Below are 18,083 nucleotides of genomic sequence, written 5' to 3' on the forward strand. Positions count from 1 at the left end.
TTAGAGTCCTTGCCCTTTAAGCGCGTCTGCTAGGCTGGCAAATTCTGCCAAGCTGAGAGCTTCCCCACGCACACTTGGTGACAAGCCCGCTTGGTCCAAAGCCTTGGTCAGCTTGTCCTTGACTTCTTCAGTCTTTCCAAAATAACCTGTCAAATTGTTCCATAAGGTCTTGCGGCGATGAGTGAAACTAGCCTTGGAAATCTTAAAGAAGAAGCTCTCGTCTTCCACTGCTACAGCTGGCTCTGGACGACGCACCATTTTCAAGATAGCCGAGTCCACATTTGGCGCTGGCACAAAGACCGTACGAGGCACGATAAAGGCAACCTTGGCAGTCATGTAATACTGCACCGCAATCGACAAGCTGCCGTAGGCTTTGGTGTTTGGCTGGGCTGAGATACGATCTGCCACCTCTTTCTGCATCATGACCACAAACTCACTAAAAGGAATGCCACTTTCAATCAAGTGCATGAGAATAGGTGTCGTGATGTAGTAAGGCAAGTTGGCTACTACCTTAATTGGCAGGTCAGGATTTTTAAAATTCTGGATATGTTGCGCCAAGTCAACCTTGAGAATGTCCTCATTGACCACGGTCACATTATCAAAATCACGCAAGGTATCTGCCAAAATCGGCACCAAACGATGGTCAATTTCAAAGGCCATGACCTGAGCCGCACGCTCAGCCAGAAACTCCGTTAAGGCACCAATCCCTGGCCCGATTTCGATGACATTAACCTGGTCATCAATCTCAGCCGTATCCACGATTTTTTGTAGGATATTGGTATCCGTCAAGAAGTTTTGCCCGAAAGACTTTTTAAAGGTAAAACCGTGACGCTCCAGCACTGCCTTGGTCACGCTATAATCTGCAATTCTCATCTATTCTCTTTTCTATTATCTGTTACTACTATTGTAACACATTCCCCTTACATTTGGGGTCTGCTTAGCTGTTCTCATAAGATTTCATAGCTTCTTCCACTTCTGCCAAGGTAACCCCAAACAACTCTAGGCGTTTGAGGAGTTGCTTGCCGTTGGAATAGCCGATTCGGAGAGCCTCTCCTAGATATTCTCTGCGCTTACGGCTATCTGCCCCTGCTAGAAAACCAAGGCGAATCAAGTCGCTACGACTGATGTCAAACTGACTCTCATGTTCAAATTGTTCTGTCACCTGAGCTAGAGCCGTTTTCAGGTCTTCATAGTCAGCATGTTCGATTCCCAGAGAACGCCCCTTGGTTTTGGACTTAGGAACAGCTTCATCTCGTTTGAGGAAGGCATGCTGAACTGTTGGAATGGCCGTCATAATCATACGACGAATCCGCTCCCCATTAAAATCTGGGTCTGTAAAGACAATGACTCCATGACGTTGGTGCAGGCGCTGAATCCGCTCTAGATCCTGGTCATTGATGGCAGAACCTCGTGTCTCATAGGTCTCTACATCGAAGTAACGTTTGAGATTGGCCGTATCATCGCGACCTTCGACCACGATAACTTGAGAAATTTTTTCTTTCATTACTTGCTGTCCAATCCAAAAATTCGTTCTGCATTTGCAGTTGTTACCGCCGCTAGCTCTTCTGCCGTCATGCCACGCAAGTCAGCGATAAAGTCCACTACATAGCGAGTGTAGGCTGTTTTGTTTTCGCGACCACGCTTGGGAACAGGAGCTAAGTAAGGCGCATCTGTTTCCACCAAAATCTTGTCCAAAGGTAACTCTTTAGCTGCTTCTTGGATGTCAGTTGCCTTCTTGAAAGTCACTACTCCTGAGAAGGAAATGGTCATACCAAGCTCCACAAACTTCTCAGCCCACTCCAAAGAACCTGAGAATGAGTGCATAATCCCACCTCGAGGACCAACGCCCTCGCTCTTGATAATCTCATAGGTATCTTCTAGCGCATCACGGGTATGGACAACAAAAGGCAAATCCAAGTCCTTAGATAGCTGAATCTGACGGCGAAAAACCTGCTCCTGCATCTCTTTTGGCGCTGTCATCCAATGATAATCCAAACCAATCTCACCTAAAGCAACAACCTTGGGATGCTTGAGCTTATCAAGCAAGTAGGCTTCAATCTCCTCTGTATAAGTTCCAGCTTCTGTCGGATGCCAACCAATCGTCGCATAGAGTTGGTCATACTCATCTACCAACTCCAAGGCACGCTCAATCGTCGGTTTATCAAAACCAACAATATTCATCTGTGTCACACCCATCTCAGCAGCCAAGGCAACTTCTTCTGCCTCACGACCTGCAAATTCTTCTACATTCAAATGTGTATGTGTATCAAAAATCATCTCTTCTAACCTCGTTTTCTATCTTCTATTATACCAAAAAACTGCCCTCTCTCCTCATCCGTACAAAATATTCTAAAATCCATCGTCCTCTCTTGACGCTATTTTCTCAAAGCAGTATAATAGCACTTATTGAAATTTTCAGAAAAGGAAAATACAATGTTTACAAAATTAAAACAGACTTTTATCGGTCGTCCTCTTAAGTCCTTAACAGAAGGCGAGGGAGGTCTGCTGGGAAAAATGCAGGCCTTGGCTATGTTGTCAAGCGACGCTCTATCTTCCATTGCCTATGGGCCTGAGCAAGTAGTCCTCGTCTTGGCTAGTCTCTCTCCTCTTGCGATATGGTGGAGTCTTCCTATCGGCCTCTTTGTCCTCCTGCTCCTAGCTAGCCTGACCGTCTCCTACCGTCAAATCATCCATGCCTACCCTCAAGGGGGAGGGGCCTATATGGTTACTCGAGAAAATCTATCTCCCGAACTTGGCTTAATCGCTGGAGGTAGTCTGCTAGTTGACTACATGCTGACTGTGGCGGTATCGGTGTCATCTGGAGCCGATGCTATCACAGCAGCTCTCCCTGCTCTCCACCCTTACAACCTCCACATTTCCATTTTTCTAGTTTGCTTGCTTATGCTCTTGAATTTACGGGGCTTAAAAGAATCTGCCAGTTCACTGATGATTCCTGTCTATCTCTTTATCATCAGTACTGTCTTTCTCTTGCTCTACGGAATCTTTCAACTAATGACAGGGTCTCTCAGCTATCAGGCAACTTCACCTATTGGGCATGCTGCTCCGAGCCTGTCTATCGTTCTCATTCTAAGAGCCTTTACCAGCGGCTCTGCCTCTTTGACAGGGGTTGAAGCAATTTCAAATGCCGTTCCCTTTTTCAAGGCTCCAAAAGAAAAGAATGCCGCTCAAACCTTGACCATTATGTCACTGATTTTAGGATTTCTTTTTGCTGGTATTACCTTCCTAAACTACTGGATGGGGATTATGCCGCAACACGGAGAAACTATTCTTTCACAGATGACTCAGGGTATCCTCGGCACTTCCTTCTTAGGCCACCTTGGGTATTATATCTTCCAATTCTCCACAGCCCTGATTTTGGCCGTAGCTGCAAATACTGGCTTCTCAGCCTTCCCTATGCTGGCTTACAATATGGCTAAAAACAAATACATGCCCCATCTCTTTATGGAAAAAGGAGACCGCCTAGGCTACTCCAATGGAATTTTAACTCTGGCTTTTGGGGCTATGATTCTTCTTCTCATTTTTAATGGCAATACTGAACGCTTGATTCCTCTTTATACTATCGGAGTCTTCGTTCCCTTCGCCCTATCTCAGACTGGAATGATTCGTCATTGGAAAAAGGAAAAAGGAGCCAACTTCTTAAAACCTGCTCTTGCTAATATTCTTGGGGCAATCATTTGCTACGCGATTGTACTAATCTTGCTCTTTTTCCGTCTCAGTGATATATGGCCTTTCTTCCCGATTATTCTCGTACTCACCCTACTCTTCTTGGCAATTCACAGTCATTACCAAAAAGTAGCCCAACAATTGCGACTCTATGAAGGAATCGAAAAACGTACTTACGACGGCAATCTGGTTCTGGTCCTAGTAGGAAATGTCACCCGAGTCAGCGTCGGAGCCATTAACTACGCTCAAAGTATCGGTGACGAAGTCCTAGCCATGCATATTTCTACCAAGGAAACAGCAGAAAAAGACCAAGAAATTCTCCAAGAATTTGCCGATTACTTCCCAACCATTACTCTGAAAAACATCAAGACCAGCTATCGTGACATCATCACCCCTACTGTCAAGTATGTCAAACGGATTTCCGAGGAAGCTCAGAAAAAGAACTATACAGTCACTGTCCTCGTCCCCCAGTTTATCCCTAATAAACCTTGGCAGAATATCCTACACAATCAGATGAGTCTCAAACTCAAATACGCCCTTCGTTGGCACCAAGACGTTGTTGTCGCTAGCTACTCTTATCACTTAAAAGAATAAAGAAAAGGCCCTACCAGAACCAAGAAGCATCTGGTAAGGCCTTTTTCTAAATCCAGTCACTATGCTTATACTCTTCGAAAATCTCTTCAAACCACGTCAGCGTCGCCTTGTCGTAGGTATGGTTACTGACTTCGTCAGTTTCATCTACAACCTCAAAGCAGTGCTTCGAGCAGCCTGTGGCTAGCTTCTAGTTTGCTCTTTGATTTTCATTGAGTATTAACTGAAAAGAATGACTAGGCATATTATTGAATGTGGTTAGCTAAATCTTCCTGAGCTTTTTTATTTGACTCAGCTTTTTCTTTTAGCCATTTTTCATAGAGTTCTTGGTACTGTTTAGCAGTTACTGGCTCTTTTTGCAATTCAACATATTTGTAGTTGTCCGCATTTCCCTTATGACCAACGAATGAGAATGGTCCTGTAAACGGTACAGTCTTACGGAAGATTGGGTTGGCTCCGCCACTTTGAACTGGTAGGAACAAGGCGCTATCTGTCAACCAAGCTTGGGCTTCAGCATATTTTTCATAGCGAGCTTGAGTATCTGTGATTTCTGCGTCTGCCTGATCCAAGAGTTTCTTATAGTCAGCAAGACCAATCTTGTCCTTAACTTCCTTGTCTTTTCCTTCAGACAAGCCCATGTTTTTCAACTGAGAACCTGTATCGGGATCAAGGATCGCTAGGTAAGTTTTAGGATCTGAGTAATCTCCACCCCATCCTGAGATGTCGATGTCATAGTCTTTTTGCTCTGCTGTATCTGCAAAGTAGGTTGCTTGATCTTTTTCATCTGGAGATAGTTGGATAACATCGATGACCACATTCTCCTTACCAAGGGTTTCTTCCACTGTTTGCTTGAAAGAACCGGCCTGTTGCACATCTAACTTAGCAGTCTGGTCAACTGGCATATCCAAATGAATTGGGAAAGTTACTCCCTGAGCTTGAAGACTTTCTTTAGCCTTAGCAAACTTCTCCTTAGCCTTATCAGGATTCAAGAAAGCTTGCTTACCATCGTTTAAGTCGATATTTGCCCAATCTTTACCGTAGTTGACAATTTTTTCATTGACAATATCACCGAAGTTCTTATCACCAACTTGGACAAAGTTACTTGGTGTAACCGTATTACGCAAGATACGGTCTGCTCCATCTTCACCATTTGTCTGCGCTGCATAAGCATGACGGTCAAAGGCAAAGTTGATAGCCTGACGGAAATCTTTATTTTGCATAGCTGCGCGTGAATCTGTCTTTTCCTTATCAGACTGTTTCATAGTCTGCTTGTAACTTTGACGATTAACGTTGAAAAGATAATAGAAAGTAACTGAGTTCTGCGGTGTATAGGTAATCTTGTCCTCATTTCCCTTCTTGAGTTCAGCAAATACTGAACTTGTTGGGAAAATACGACCATCTGTATAGTTACCATCCAAGAAACCTCTTGCAATACTGTCTTGGTCAGAACCGTCAAAGAAAGAGAGTTTCACTTTCTCGATTTTGACATTGTCCTTATCCCAGTAGTTAGGGTTTTTATCAAACTCAATCAAAGATTTTGATGTGAAGGACTTAAACAAGTAAGGACCATTTGACAAGATACTTGATGGTGTCACACTTCCAAAGTCATCTCCCTTAGACTTCAAGAAGGCTTCGTTTACCGGACTAAGAATACTTGCTGTTGTTTTAGAGTTCCAATAAGTCTCAGGTTGGTTGAGAGTGTATTGTAGCGTGTAATCGTCCACCGCCTTAACACCAACAGTTGCAAAATCAGATGATTTTCCTTCAACATAATCTGCTAGCCCCTTGATAGAGTCTTGTACCAAGTACAAGTTTTCAGCCTTTTTATCAGCCGCATACTTGAGACCAGTCACAAAGTCATGAGCTGTTACGTCCGCATACTCTTCTCCTTCAGAAGTGTACCATTTAGCCCCCTGACGGATTTTATAAGTGTAGGTCAAACCATCTTTTGACACTGTCCATGACTCAGCCATAGACGGGATGAGATTGCCATACTGGTCATTTTCCAACAAACCATCAATCAAGTTGGTTGTGATACTAGATGTAGAATCTCGTGTAGAGGTAATATAATCCAAGGTATCTGGGTTATTGACAAAGATATAAGAGTAAGTCTTGTCTGCATTACTTGATTGGGAAGACCCACATGCCGCTAGAGCTAGACCTGCTGTCAAAGCCATAGCTCCAAAAAGCATAACTTTTGATTTCTTCATGATTATTCTCCATTTTTTACTATATGTGAAATATTATACACTATTTGAGCAAAAATATAAAGCCTTTTTAACTTTTTTACAAAAATAAAAATCAGTAGACTCGAGTTCCTACTGATTTTTGTTATGGTTCGTTTGGATTATGCAGCCAAAACTTTGCGTCCTTTACGACGACGAGCTGCCAATACGCGACGACCGTTTTTAGTTGACATACGGTTACGGAATCCGTGTTTGCGCGCACGACGAAGTTTACTTGGTTGATAAGTACGTTTCACGATGAATACCTCCTCATAGATTTTGTATTCGTTTAGCCGGCTATAAAGTGATCAGTTACTAAACATACTTTACTATTCTATCTGATTCTTTCACTTTTGTCAATAGCTCTAGGCAAATGTTTCCAGCTTTTTCGAATGTAAGCCCTATCTACGATACTGTTTCAAGAAACGAGTCATCTTTTCTTGGATTTGGGCCAGTTCATCAACACGAGGAAGGTAAACTATACGGAAGTGGTCTGGTTCCTGCCAGTTAAAGCCTCGACCATGAACCAAGAGAACCTTTTCCTGCTTCAAGAAATCAAGGACAAACTGTTCATCATCATCGATACGGTACATATTGCGATCGATTTTCGGGAAGATATAGAGTCCAGCCTTAGGTTTAACCGCAGACAAACCTGGAATATCTTGAATAGCATTGTAAATGAAATTTCTTTGCTCGTAAATTCGTCCACCAGGAAGGAGCAATTCATCAACTGATTGGTGACCACCCAAGGAAGTTTGTACGACTTGTTGGGCCAAAACGTTAGAGCAAAGGCGCATATTGGATAGCATATTGAGCCCTTCGATATAGCCCTTAACATGTGTCTTAGGTCCAGACAAGACCATCCAACCCACACGGAAACCAGCAATACGATGGGATTTTGATAGACCATTCATGCTGACACAGAAGACATCTGGTGCCAAGCTCGCCACAGGCGTATGCTCATGTCCATCCATTACCATGCGGTCGTAAATTTCATCCGCAAAGATAATCAAATCATTTTGACGGGCAATCTCAATAATCTCCAGCAAGAGTTCCTTCGGATAAAGGGCTCCAGTTGGGTTATTTGGATTGATAAGGACGATTGCCTTGGTATTGGAAGTGATTTTTGACTTGATATCGTCAATATCTGGGTACCATTCTGCAGCTTCATCACAGATATAGTGAACGGCATTTCCTCCAGCTAGGCTGACAGCAGCTGTCCATAGAGGATAGTCTGGCATAGGCACCAAGACCTCATCCCCATTGTCCAAAAGTCCCTGCATGGACATGACAATCAGCTCACTGACACCATTTCCAAGGTAAATATCATCAATATCTACGTTTGGAAATTTCTTCAATTGGCAATACTGCATGATGGCCTTACGGGCTGAGAAAATCCCTTTGGAGTCAGAGTAACCTTCACTATCACGCGCATTCATAATCAAGTCATGAATGACCTCGTCTGGCGCTGTAAAGCCAAATTCTGCTGGATTTCCTGTATTCAGACGTAAAATCTTTTCGCCGTTTGCTCGCATCCGCATGGCTTCTTCCAAAACAGGACCACGGATATCATAAGCAACATGCTCTAACTTACTAGACTTGTTATATTCTTTCATCTTGTTTCCTCAATTCATCAGGATAGTAACATTATACCACTAGAAAGAGAATGCGACAAGTTTACTGAAATGGGTTACTAAGTTCGTATAGAAGAAAAAACTCGCTAAAAGCGAGGCCAAGACAGGGGAGATAGCAGGTATTTTGCCAAAGAAAGATCACATACCAAAAGATAAACCTAGAAAAAGCAAGCCTAAAAAGGAGTCATAGAGAAGATTGAACATGAGGAAAAGTCCCCATATCATCAAGTAGTCCCAACGCCCACTTCGTTTTGCAACTAGGAATAAGATTAGATGGTAGAGTAGGTGAAAGACTAAAAATCCGATAAAACCTGGATAGAGAAGTGGAATTAGCTTCTCTAATTGCCAGATCATGATAACTTCTAGCAAGACTGAAACTAGGATAATTCCATAATAAAGGAAATTTGATTTTTGAAAAGAGCTTTTCATCATTATCCCTCCCTTCACTTCTTTCCTGCTATCCTTTCTTTTATTTTATCATATATTTATATAGATTTTAATCGCTAACATTCTTTTAAAAAATACTTTTTTTGCTTTACTTCTATAGTGAAAAGGTTTACAATTATAGTAAGAAAATTTCAGGAGGTTTCATTATGGCACAACGTTACCAAAATATCATGGTCGCAATCGATGGTTCTAAAGAAGCAGACTTGGCTTTTGTCAAGGGAGTTCATTCTGCTCTACGAAACGACGCTAAACTCACCATCGCACATGTCATTGACACACGCGCACTCCAAAGTGTATCCACCTTTGATGCTGAAGTTTACGAAGAACTCCAAGTCGACGCTGAAAGTCTGATGAAAGAGTACGAAAAACGTGCTAAAGATGCTGGTGTGGCAGATGTTCATATCGTCATTGAAATGGGAAATCCAAAAACCCTCTTGGCACGTACTATTCCCGATGCTGAGGAAGTGGACCTCATCCTCGTTGGCGCAACTGGTCTCAACGCCTTTGAACGCCTCTTGGTTGGCTCTTCATCTGAATACATTCTCCGCCATGCTAAGGTTGATTTGCTGGTGGTGAGAGAACAAGAAAAAACCTTATAATTATAAAGAAAAGGAGCCCCTAGCTCCTTCTTGTTTACGATTTATTTCTCTCTTTATGGCGTTCGTAAGCCTTGAGCTGGCGCTTCAGTTCCTTTTTAATAGCAGGTTCTGGAGCATATTTTTCTTCCCAATCATCTGGTTTTAAGATTTTATGGGTCACTGGATCAAAATGAGCCTTGCCGTCAGGGAAAATTTTCCCCATATTAGCCTGATGGACAATGTCAAAAATACGTTCTGGGTCCACTCCCATCAAGACAAAACTACCGTAGGTAAAGTAAAGTGTGTCAATCAAGGCATCCACTTGCCCTACCAAATCTTGCTGAGCAGGCGTCTTCTGTGCTACCTTATCTGCTGCCTTATCAAGGGCCTGATGAAGTTGCGATAGAGCTTGACCAAAGTCCTCTTCAGAAGGGCTGGCAGCTCGAACAAACTCCACCAATTCTTCTATTTTAAAGCCAGCCCTATGGGTTGCACCTTCTAAATCCCAAGCTCGAGGTTCTTCTTGGGTTCGTTCATCCATCATGTGGTGGAAGGTCTTGACCTTATTGAAATGATAGTCACGGCTGACAAAGACTGTTTCTGAAGCTAAAACACCAAAATGTTCTAGGGCCTTATGGATTCCGTCTTGCTGATTGCTGGTGGTAATATGCTTAGCAACTTCCTTAACACTGCTACTACCATTTCCCATAGCGACCGACATACCAACACCTGCCAGCATTTCTAGGTCGTTATCTGAGTCACCAAAGGCCATGACTTGGTTGAGATCGAAACCATATTCTTTCCCAACTCGGCGTATGCCTTCCAATTTAGAATTTCCTTGATTGATGACATCCGCTGCAAAAGGATTGCTACGTGTCAATTTCAAATCTTGAAAATCTGCTGCCGCCTTCTCAGATTCTTCTGGTGTCATCAGCATCAAAACTTGGTAGATAGGCTGATTCATCAGATGAAGCAGGTCTTCTTCCTTTTGGGGAACAACCTTGCTGACCATACGATTAAAGGAATGACTCACTGTCCGAGTTAAAACTGAGGGAACGAAGCGACTGATTCGTTGGGAAAAAGAACCCAAACCAAAGGACATGATTTTAGAACCTAGCATGGCATCCTTGGTCCCTAGGGCAATCTCCTTGCCCTCTTTTTTAGCATAAGAAATTAGCTGACGCAAATGTAACTTGGAAATCGGGCTCGTAAACAAGACTCTTTCTTTAGTAAAGATATACTGGCCATTGTAGGTTACCGCAAAATCCAGATCCAAATCGTCCATCAATTCCTTAACAAAAAAAGGTCCTCGACCTGTCGCTACGCCGACAAGTACTCCTTGTTCTTTGACAATCTTAATCGCGTCCTTAGTGGATTTCAAAACACTCTTGCGATCGTTGACCAAGGTTCCATCGATATCAAAAAAAACAGCTTTGACTTCCATCCTATCCCAATCTCCCCTTTTGTGATACAATGATTATACCACATTTCAGAAAGAGTGAGTAAATCATGCCTAAGAAAATCCTTGTTTTACATACAGGTGGAACTATTTCCATGCAGGCCGATGCTTCTGGCGCTGTTGTGACTAGTTCAGATAATCCCATGAACCATGTGTCCAACCCACTTGAAGGAATCCAAGTCCACACCTTGGACTTTTTTAACCTGCCAAGCCCCCATATTAAACCCAAGCATATGCTGGCCCTCTACCAAAAAATCAAAGAAGAAGCGGCTAACTACGATGGAGTGGTAATCACACACGGGACCGATACTCTAGAGGAAACAGCCTATTTCCTTGATACCATGGAAGTTCCCCATATGCCTATCGTTCTAACAGGGGCCATGCGCAGCTCCAACGAACTCGGCAGTGACGGTGTTTATAATTATCTGAGTGCTTTGCGGGTAGCTAGCGATAACAGGGCTGCTGACAAAGGAGTTTTGGTTGTTATGAACGATGAAATCCACGCTGCCAAGTATGTTACCAAAACACATACGACCAACGTCAGCACCTTCCAGACTCCAACGCACGGGCCACTTGGTCTGATCATGAAACAGGAAATCCTCTACTTCAAAACAGCTGAACCCCGTGTCCGCTTTGACCTTGATCACATACAAGGATTAGTCCCTATCATCTCTGCTTATGCTGGTATGACAGATGAGCTGATTGATATGCTGGATTTGGAACAATTGGACGGTTTGATTATCCAAGCCTTCGGAGCTGGTAATATTCCCAAAGAAACGTCTCAAAAGTTAGAAAGCCTTCTGCAAAAAGGAATCCCAGTCGCCCTGGTTTCGCGATGCTTTAACGGTATCGCTGAGCCTGTCTATGCCTACCAAGGTGGAGGCGTGCAGTTGCAAAAATCTGGTGTCTTCTTTGTTAAAGAACTCAACGCCCAAAAAGCCCGCTTGAAACTCCTCATTGCCCTCAATGCCGGACTAACAGGACAGGCTTTGAAAGACTATATGGAAGGGTAAGTCTCTTAGAAAATCTCTTCAAACCGCGTCAACGTCGCCTTACCGTATGTATGGTTACTGACTTCGTCAGTTCTATCTACAACCTTAAAGCTGTACTTTGAGCAATCTGCTGCTAGCTTCCTAATTTGCACTTTGATTTTCATTGAGTATAATTCTCTCCTCTAAAAACAAATCAGGAAATCTTCACGATTCCCTGATTTTTTCTATTTACGTTTTCGTGTTGAGCGACGTTCTGTCAAACCATGAGGTAAGAGAACTTCACGTTCTTCCAACTCTTCCTTGTGCATAATCTTAGTCAACATACGCATACTAATAGCACCAAGGTCATAAAGAGGTTGGGCAATAGTTGTCAAGTTTGGACGGGTAAAGCGTGAGATTTGTGAATCATCACTAGTAATGATTTCAAACTCTTCTGGCACAGACACACCCTTATCAGCAAGGCCGTTCAAGACACCTGCTGCCAATTCATCACCTGTTACAACTGCTGCAGTTGCATTTGATGAAATCAAGCGTTCTGCCAAGGCATAACCGTCTTCATAAGTGTACTTAGATTCAAATACCAATCCTTCGCTATAAGAAATACCTGCTTTTTTCAAGGCTTCCTTGTAGCCAACCAAACGAACCTTACCATTGATGTCATCCACTAGTGGACCGCTAACAAAAGCGATGCGCTCATTTTCTTTAGCAAGGTAGGTTACTGCATCAATCGTTGCTTGTTTGTAGTCAATATTGACACTTGGAAGCTGATGTTCTACATCCACAGTTCCTGCAAGAACAACTGGTGTCCGAGAACGAGAAAACTCTGAACGAATTTTTTCAGTCAAGTGGTACCCCATAAAGATGATACCATCCACTTGCTTAGAAAACAGGGTATTGACAACTGAAACTTCCTTGTCATCATCCTCATCACTATTAGCAAGGACAATATTATACTTGTACATTTCAGCGATATCGTCAATCCCTTTAGCAAGCGTTGAGAAATAGCCATTGGTAATATTTGGGATCACCACACCGACAGTGGTTGTCTTTTTACTTGCAAGACCACGCGCCACAGCATTTGGACGGTAATCTAAACGATCAATCACCTCAAGCACTTTTTTACGGGTGTTCTCTTTTACATTCTTATTGCCATTGACTACACGGCTAACCGTCGCCATTGAAACTCCTGCTTCACGGGCGACATCATAAATCGTTACTGTATCGTCTGTATTCATTCCATTTCCTTTCTATATCATACCTCACGAGACTCCAAAAAAGAGACGGTATGAAAATTTCGTTTTCATGATTCTACTTATTCCATTTTATCACTATTTGTAAACACTTTCAAGTATTTTTTGAAGATTGTTTGAAAAAAATTTCATAGAAAGCTATGTTTATGAAGAAAAAATCACCTTTTCTTGATTTTTAATCCTATTTGCTGTATGATAAGGGAAAAGAAAGGGGGAAGAAATATGGCTTTTACCAATACCCACATGCGGTCAGCTAGTTTTGGCATTGTTACCAGCTTGCCTGATGACGTTATTGACTCTTTTTGGTATATCATCGACCACTTCTTAAAAAATGTCTTTGAATTGGAGGAGGAACTCGAGTTTCAATTGCTTAATAACCAAGGAAAAATTACCTTCCACTTCTCAAGTCAACACCTCCCTACAGCCATTGATTTTGACTTCAACCACCCTTTCGACCCTCTTTATCCCCCCAGAGTCCTAGTTTTAGACATGGACGGTAGAGAGACTATCCTCCTCCCAGAAGAAAATGACCTATTTTAAAAACTCTAGCCTTCAGTTATAAACTACTGAAAACTAGAGTTTTTTTATTTTTTCAAAGCATTATACAAGTTACGGACAGGTTGCTTTAATGTAGGATGGATAAAATGAGGCGCAATTTCCTGTAAGGATTCAAGGACAAAAAGGCGTTCCGCTAGGTAAGGATGAGGCAAGATAAGATCATCTGTATAAAGGATCTGATCCTCCACAAAGAGCAAGTCCAAATCAATCAAACGAGGCCCCCAATGTACTTCTCTCACCCGTCCCATCTCTGACTCAATGGCTAACAAGGTCTCTAATATCACTGGAGCCGGCAACCAGGTTTCAACCTCAACCACTTGATTAGCAAAGCTATCCTGCTCCACACCACCCCAAGGCTCCGTCGTCAAGAAACTGGACTCTTTGAGAATATGGATGCCACGATTTCGCATTTTCTCAATGGCTTGTTTCAAGTTTTCTCGCTTATCCCCCATATTGCTTCCTAGGGCGATAAAGGCCCGTTGCTTACGGCGATGGATGGTTACTGAGCAAGTATCTAGTGGCAAATGCACTGGCGCCCAAGGTTTTTTCAGTTCCAGCTTGATTTCTTGGACAAGAGAATAGGTCTCAAAAGTACGTTCTACCAATTTGTAAGCTACCGTTTCAATCAAGTCCTCAGTGGTTTCCTGAAACCAAGTCGTCCACTGCTGACACAGTTCTCCGTAATGGACAGAGGCTGTTAAATCCAAGTCTGTAGCCGCTTTGGTCATATCATAGGATAGGATTGCGGAAATAACAAACTTCTGCCCCAATTCTTTCTCACTAGGGAACATACCATGATAGGCAAAAATTTCCAAATCCTTAATCTGCAGTTGATCCATAACTAGTCCTTTCTAGAAAAATCCGCCCAAAGCGGATTCTTTTTATACTCAATGAAAATCAAAGTGCAAACTAGGAAGCTAGCCGCAGGCTGCTCAAAACACTGTTTTGAGGTTGCAGATAGAAGCTGACGTGGTTTGAATTTGATTTTCGAAGAGTATTATAGTCCCATTAAACGATAAGCCTGATCTCGGAGGTCCTTATCTGTTTCAAATAGACCACGAGCTACTGTCGTCAAGGTTGCAGTGCCTGGTTTTCTGACACCACGCATGCTCATACACATATGTTCCGCCTCAATGACAACAAAGGCTCCTTTAGCACCTAGATACTCCATCAAGGCATCGGCTACTTCGATATTCAATCGTTCTTGAATTTGTGGTTTTTTCGAATAAACTTCAACCGTACGGGCTAGCTTAGACAAACCTGCTACACGACCATCTGGAATGTAGGCAATATGCGCTCTACCATAAAATGGCAAGAAGTGATGTTCACACATGGTATGGAAAAAAATATCCTTTTCTACCACCATATTATCGTCAATAATCTCAAAGGATTTTGACAAATGTTCCTCCGCTGTTTGACCAAGCCCTGAAAAAATCTCTTGGTACATACGGGCCACACGAGCAGGTGTTTCCTGCAAGCCCTCGCGGTTAGCGTCCTCTCCCACAGCCTCGATAATCATTTTTACAGCTGTTTCAATCTTTTGTGTATCCATTTTCATTCTTCCTCTCCATCAGATAGGCCCTCACTTGGCTCAAGAAATACAAGGAACCCGTGACAATCCTAACTGTTTTTTTCTCTTCTTTTTTATCTGTCAATTTCTGCTCTAGAAAATCCTGCCAACCTTGGTAGCTGAGATTTCTAGACTTAGCTGCCTCTTTCAGCACGCTTTCATCAGTCGCCCGACTATCGTCAAAATGTGTCAGAGTAAGCTCGGTATCTGGCATGGCCCCCAGCAAGTCCAACATATCCTCCAAGGCCTTGGTTTTGATACAAGTAAAGAGGATTTCCTTACGATAATCCGCAAAGCGTTCTTGCAAGGTTGCCAATAAAGCCTTGATAGCATGGGGATTGTGGGCCCCGTCCAAGATCATCAAGGGGTTCCTTGACACGACCTCCAGACGCCCCGGCCATCTTGTTTCTTCTAGTGCTTGAGCAAGCAAGTGATTGCTTGCTAGTTCTCGGTCATCCTCCTGACAAAAAGCATCAAGTAAAGCTATAGCCATCCCAGCATTCTCTATCTGGTGCAAACCAAGCAGGCCAGTCTGGAAGCGACCTTGTCTGACAGCACTTGTATAGTCAAAGACTTCACCCGTTACCACACTCTCTTGGTGACTGACATGATAATCTGCCCCGTAGGCAAGTCTCGGCGCATTTTTATCTTTCGCAATAGCGTCAATGACAGCCAAAGCTTCTGGAGCGATACGACCTGTCACCAAGGGAATACCTTGTTTGATAATACCAGCTTTCTGCTCTGCTATGGCTTCCAAGGTGTCACCAAGTAGGGCTACATGGTCCAATCCAATGGTCGTAATGCCTGTTAGAATAGGCTGGCAAACATTGGTACTATCCAAGAGTCCACCCATGCCCACTTCCATGATAGCCACATCTACTTGCTCTGAGGCAAAGTAGTCATAGGCTATGGCTGTGATAATCTCAAACTCGGTTGTCCCCTGCAAATTGGTAGCCGATTCCCCTTCCAGCAAAGTCTGATAGTCTGACATGAGGGATTCTAGCCTCGCTTCTGGGATAGATTCCCCATTGATGCTAATCTGGTCTGTGTAATGAATGAGATAGGGCGAGCTGAAAACACCAACTCTCAGCCCCATCTTTTCTAGCATATTTTTCAAAAAAGCAATGGTCGAGCCCTTGCCATTGGTTCCTCCGATATGGATAACCTTGAGTTTGAGATGGGGATTGCCACGCAAAGCTAACAGTTCCACCATGCGTTCCAAGCCAAAATGCGGTTGGTCCGTCCGATAGTTAGCAATCCACTGATTATTTTCAAATTCTTTCATCTTATTTATATTGTTTTAAATCTAGATTTTCCGCTTCATCAGCCAGACGAATAGCCGAAGCAATTTCAACTGCCATCCTGTGACTAGCCACATCATGCACGCGCACCACTTCCACACCCTGTCTCGCAGCGATACTGGTTACATGAGCCGAAGCCGTATCTCGATTGCGGAAACCAAGTTCTGTCTCAGGATTGACTTCAAAATCATTTTCTTCAAGAATATTGATAACAAACCTCTTGCGCGACACTCCGAGAAAGATTGGATAGCCTTTCTGATGTAGTTTATCCAGGTCCCGTAAAAGAAGCAGATTTTCTTTCTTGGTCAGACCAAAGCCAATTCCTGGATCCAACAGGATATTTTCTGGCGCAATACCAGCTTCCTCTGCTCTCGATAGTGCTCGTATAAAGAAAGCCTCCATCAAGTCTTCGATTGGCAATGTTTCAAAGTCAGCTAACTCTTTTTCTGTAAAGGTTTGACCAAAGCCAAAATGAGGGAAGATAAGCGAACTAGGATGCTGAGGTCGTGCCATAACTGGATTAAACATGATGACCACTTGCGCTCTCGCTTCAGCTACCACATGAGCCATTTTTTCATCACCCATTAGACCAGTGATATCATTGACTAGATTGGCACCAGCAGCCAAAGCAGCTTCTGCTACTTGACTCTTCCAAGTATCAATAGAGATGAGGACATCACTTTCCTTGCGAATCGCTTTGATCACTGGAACAACACGCTGGATTTCCTCTTCTATCTCAACATAGCTACTTCCCGGCCGAGTCGATTCTCCGCCGATATCTAGCATACTCGCTCCCTCTGCGATCAACTTCCGAGCCTGCTGGAGTGCTTGCTCAAGAGCAAAAAATTGACCACCATCCGAAAAGGAGTCTGGGGTTACATTGATAATTCCGCAAATAGCTGTCTTTGCACGATTGGCTTTACTTGACATATCGGTCACTCCCTCAAGGCTTTTCACCATATTATTTCTCTATTTTACCATAAAAAGAAAAAGATGGACACGATTGCATTCATCTTTTTCCCAGTAGAAACAAGTAAGCAATTGTCAATAATCTTAAACAGAAATCCCTAATGTCCGACTCATGATCACCACAAGAGCTAACAAACAGAAAAAAACTCCATTAACAATCATGTGAAGTAAGATAGACATTTCCAAACGTTGGGTTTTATAAACTGTCCAAGTTAGCACAGTTGACATTCCTCCATAGATAAGAAGAGAAGGTAGATTTGTCGGTAAATGAAGCAAGGCAAAGATAATAGCACCGACTATATAACCCACATTTTCTTTACCACGAAAGAGTTTTTTAGGAATCACTCCTCGACATAAAGTCTCCTCACAAATAGGAGCTATTAGAACCAGTAAGAAAAAACTGGAAATTAAGGAACTATTCTGGACCAAATCATTAATATTTGATTGATTGCTGGTTGTTGTTTCATTCATCAAATGCAGTAAGACCACACCAAGAATATTAAAGGCAAGAATCACTAGATAGCTTAAGGCCAATCTAGCCAAATCCTTAGCCTTGAAAAACGATAAACCAAAACTAGCCAACTGTGTTTTCCTAGCACCTATTATAAATACAGTTAAAACCACAAGAGATAAGGCCCCTACTAATAGTCCAGTTTGAAGCAGTGGAAATTTTCTGCTAGTTAAAAAAGTTGCTAGGGCTAAAGGAAACTGAGAAAACAAAAGCCCTACTAGAAAGATTATTAACCACTTCCCCCTGTTTAATACTTCATCCCAAATATTCTTTCTTATCATCAATCATACTCCTACCATTCAATCAAAATCACC

General features: G+C 42.8%; 18 protein-coding genes. 4 read left to right on the plus strand and 14 right to left on the minus strand.

Going from position 1 to position 18,083, the window contains the following annotated elements; translation table 11 throughout:
- From rsmA to ACN076_RS10145, 3 genes are all read right to left on the minus strand, one after another.
- The gene (gene rsmA, locus ACN076_RS10135) at positions 1-873 is read right to left on the minus strand and encodes a 16S rRNA (adenine(1518)-N(6)/adenine(1519)-N(6))-dimethyltransferase RsmA (RefSeq protein WP_414322530.1); all 873 of its coding nucleotides are present in this window, start codon (positions 871-873) and stop codon (positions 1-3) included.
- 64 nt (positions 874-937) lie between these two features.
- A complete protein-coding gene (gene rnmV, locus ACN076_RS10140) occupies positions 938-1,504 on the minus strand; it encodes a ribonuclease M5 (protein ID WP_101786122.1) in 567 nt (188 codons plus the stop codon).
- On the minus strand, positions 1,504-2,277 hold the full coding sequence (locus ACN076_RS10145; RefSeq protein ID WP_420789930.1) for a TatD family hydrolase: 774 nt from the start codon (positions 2,275-2,277) through the stop codon (positions 1,504-1,506). The genes rnmV and ACN076_RS10145 overlap by 1 nt, the downstream gene beginning before the upstream one ends.
- A gap of 156 nt (positions 2,278-2,433) precedes the next feature.
- On the opposite strand from ACN076_RS10145, the gene ACN076_RS10150 reads away from it, so the two are divergent.
- Positions 2,434-4,278: an APC family permease gene (locus ACN076_RS10150; RefSeq protein ID WP_420789931.1), complete on the plus strand. Its 1,845-nt coding sequence runs from the start codon at positions 2,434-2,436 to the stop codon at positions 4,276-4,278.
- A 242-nt stretch (positions 4,279-4,520) separates the two neighbouring features.
- On the opposite strand, the gene ACN076_RS10155 is transcribed toward ACN076_RS10150, so the two are convergent.
- The 4 genes from ACN076_RS10155 to ACN076_RS10170 form a co-directional block, all read right to left on the minus strand.
- Positions 4,521-6,485, minus strand: coding sequence for a peptide ABC transporter substrate-binding protein (locus tag ACN076_RS10155; RefSeq protein ID WP_420789932.1), 1,965 nt, complete (start codon positions 6,483-6,485; stop codon positions 4,521-4,523).
- 137 nt (positions 6,486-6,622) lie between these two features.
- A complete protein-coding gene (gene rpmH, locus ACN076_RS10160) occupies positions 6,623-6,757 on the minus strand; it encodes a 50S ribosomal protein L34 (RefSeq protein ID WP_000831905.1) in 135 nt (44 codons plus the stop codon).
- A 144-nt stretch (positions 6,758-6,901) separates the two neighbouring features.
- Positions 6,902-8,116 carry a pyridoxal phosphate-dependent aminotransferase gene (locus tag ACN076_RS10165; protein ID WP_261446568.1) on the minus strand — a complete coding sequence of 405 codons (1,215 nt, stop codon included), beginning with the start codon at positions 8,114-8,116 and terminating at the stop codon, positions 6,902-6,904.
- A gap of 156 nt (positions 8,117-8,272) precedes the next feature.
- The gene (locus tag ACN076_RS10170) at positions 8,273-8,566 is read right to left on the minus strand and encodes a hypothetical protein (RefSeq protein WP_261064245.1); all 294 of its coding nucleotides are present in this window, start codon (positions 8,564-8,566) and stop codon (positions 8,273-8,275) included.
- A gap of 161 nt (positions 8,567-8,727) precedes the next feature.
- Between ACN076_RS10170 and ACN076_RS10175 the strand changes: the two genes are divergently transcribed.
- Positions 8,728-9,180, plus strand: a complete 453-nt coding sequence (locus ACN076_RS10175; protein ID WP_000079148.1) for a universal stress protein — start codon at positions 8,728-8,730, stop codon at positions 9,178-9,180.
- A 34-nt stretch (positions 9,181-9,214) separates the two neighbouring features.
- Here ACN076_RS10175 and ACN076_RS10180 read toward each other — a convergent pair whose 3' ends face one another.
- The gene (locus ACN076_RS10180) at positions 9,215-10,603 is read right to left on the minus strand and encodes a Cof-type HAD-IIB family hydrolase (protein ID WP_261066323.1); all 1,389 of its coding nucleotides are present in this window, start codon (positions 10,601-10,603) and stop codon (positions 9,215-9,217) included.
- A 65-nt stretch (positions 10,604-10,668) separates the two neighbouring features.
- On the opposite strand from ACN076_RS10180, the gene ACN076_RS10185 reads away from it, so the two are divergent.
- The gene (locus ACN076_RS10185) at positions 10,669-11,631 is read left to right on the plus strand and encodes an asparaginase (protein ID WP_261066322.1); all 963 of its coding nucleotides are present in this window, start codon (positions 10,669-10,671) and stop codon (positions 11,629-11,631) included.
- A gap of 203 nt (positions 11,632-11,834) precedes the next feature.
- Here ACN076_RS10185 and ccpA read toward each other — a convergent pair whose 3' ends face one another.
- Positions 11,835-12,845, minus strand: a complete 1,011-nt coding sequence (ccpA, locus tag ACN076_RS10190; RefSeq protein WP_001090627.1) for a catabolite control protein A — start codon at positions 12,843-12,845, stop codon at positions 11,835-11,837.
- Positions 12,846-13,082: 237 nt separating this feature from the next.
- Between ccpA and ACN076_RS10195 the strand changes: the two genes are divergently transcribed.
- Entirely contained in the window at positions 13,083-13,400 is a 318-nt protein-coding gene (locus ACN076_RS10195; protein ID WP_000886035.1) for a DUF960 domain-containing protein, read from the plus strand.
- 44 nt (positions 13,401-13,444) lie between these two features.
- On the opposite strand, the gene folB is transcribed toward ACN076_RS10195, so the two are convergent.
- The 5 genes from folB to ACN076_RS10220 all read right to left on the minus strand — a co-directional run bounded on the left by folB (position 13,445) and on the right by ACN076_RS10220 (position 18,050).
- On the minus strand, positions 13,445-14,257 hold the full coding sequence (gene folB, locus ACN076_RS10200) for a dihydroneopterin aldolase (protein ID WP_261052313.1): 813 nt from the start codon (positions 14,255-14,257) through the stop codon (positions 13,445-13,447).
- A gap of 158 nt (positions 14,258-14,415) precedes the next feature.
- Positions 14,416-14,970, minus strand: coding sequence for a GTP cyclohydrolase I FolE (gene folE / locus ACN076_RS10205; RefSeq protein ID WP_004247172.1), 555 nt, complete (start codon positions 14,968-14,970; stop codon positions 14,416-14,418).
- On the minus strand, positions 14,951-16,273 hold the full coding sequence (locus ACN076_RS10210) for a bifunctional folylpolyglutamate synthase/dihydrofolate synthase (RefSeq protein WP_265528891.1): 1,323 nt from the start codon (positions 16,271-16,273) through the stop codon (positions 14,951-14,953). Before ACN076_RS10210 ends, folE begins: the two co-directional genes overlap by 20 nt.
- A 1-nt stretch (position 16,274) precedes the next feature.
- Positions 16,275-17,249, minus strand: a complete 975-nt coding sequence (gene folP, locus ACN076_RS10215; protein WP_371491864.1) for a dihydropteroate synthase — start codon at positions 17,247-17,249, stop codon at positions 16,275-16,277.
- A gap of 93 nt (positions 17,250-17,342) precedes the next feature.
- Positions 17,343-18,050: a CPBP family intramembrane glutamic endopeptidase gene (locus tag ACN076_RS10220; protein WP_420789933.1), complete on the minus strand. Its 708-nt coding sequence runs from the start codon at positions 18,048-18,050 to the stop codon at positions 17,343-17,345.
- Positions 18,051-18,083: the final 33 nt, after the last annotated feature.

This window comes from Streptococcus sp. K0074 (assembly GCF_048843365.1).
Taxonomy (GTDB): domain Bacteria; phylum Bacillota; class Bacilli; order Lactobacillales; family Streptococcaceae; genus Streptococcus; species Streptococcus mitis_BM.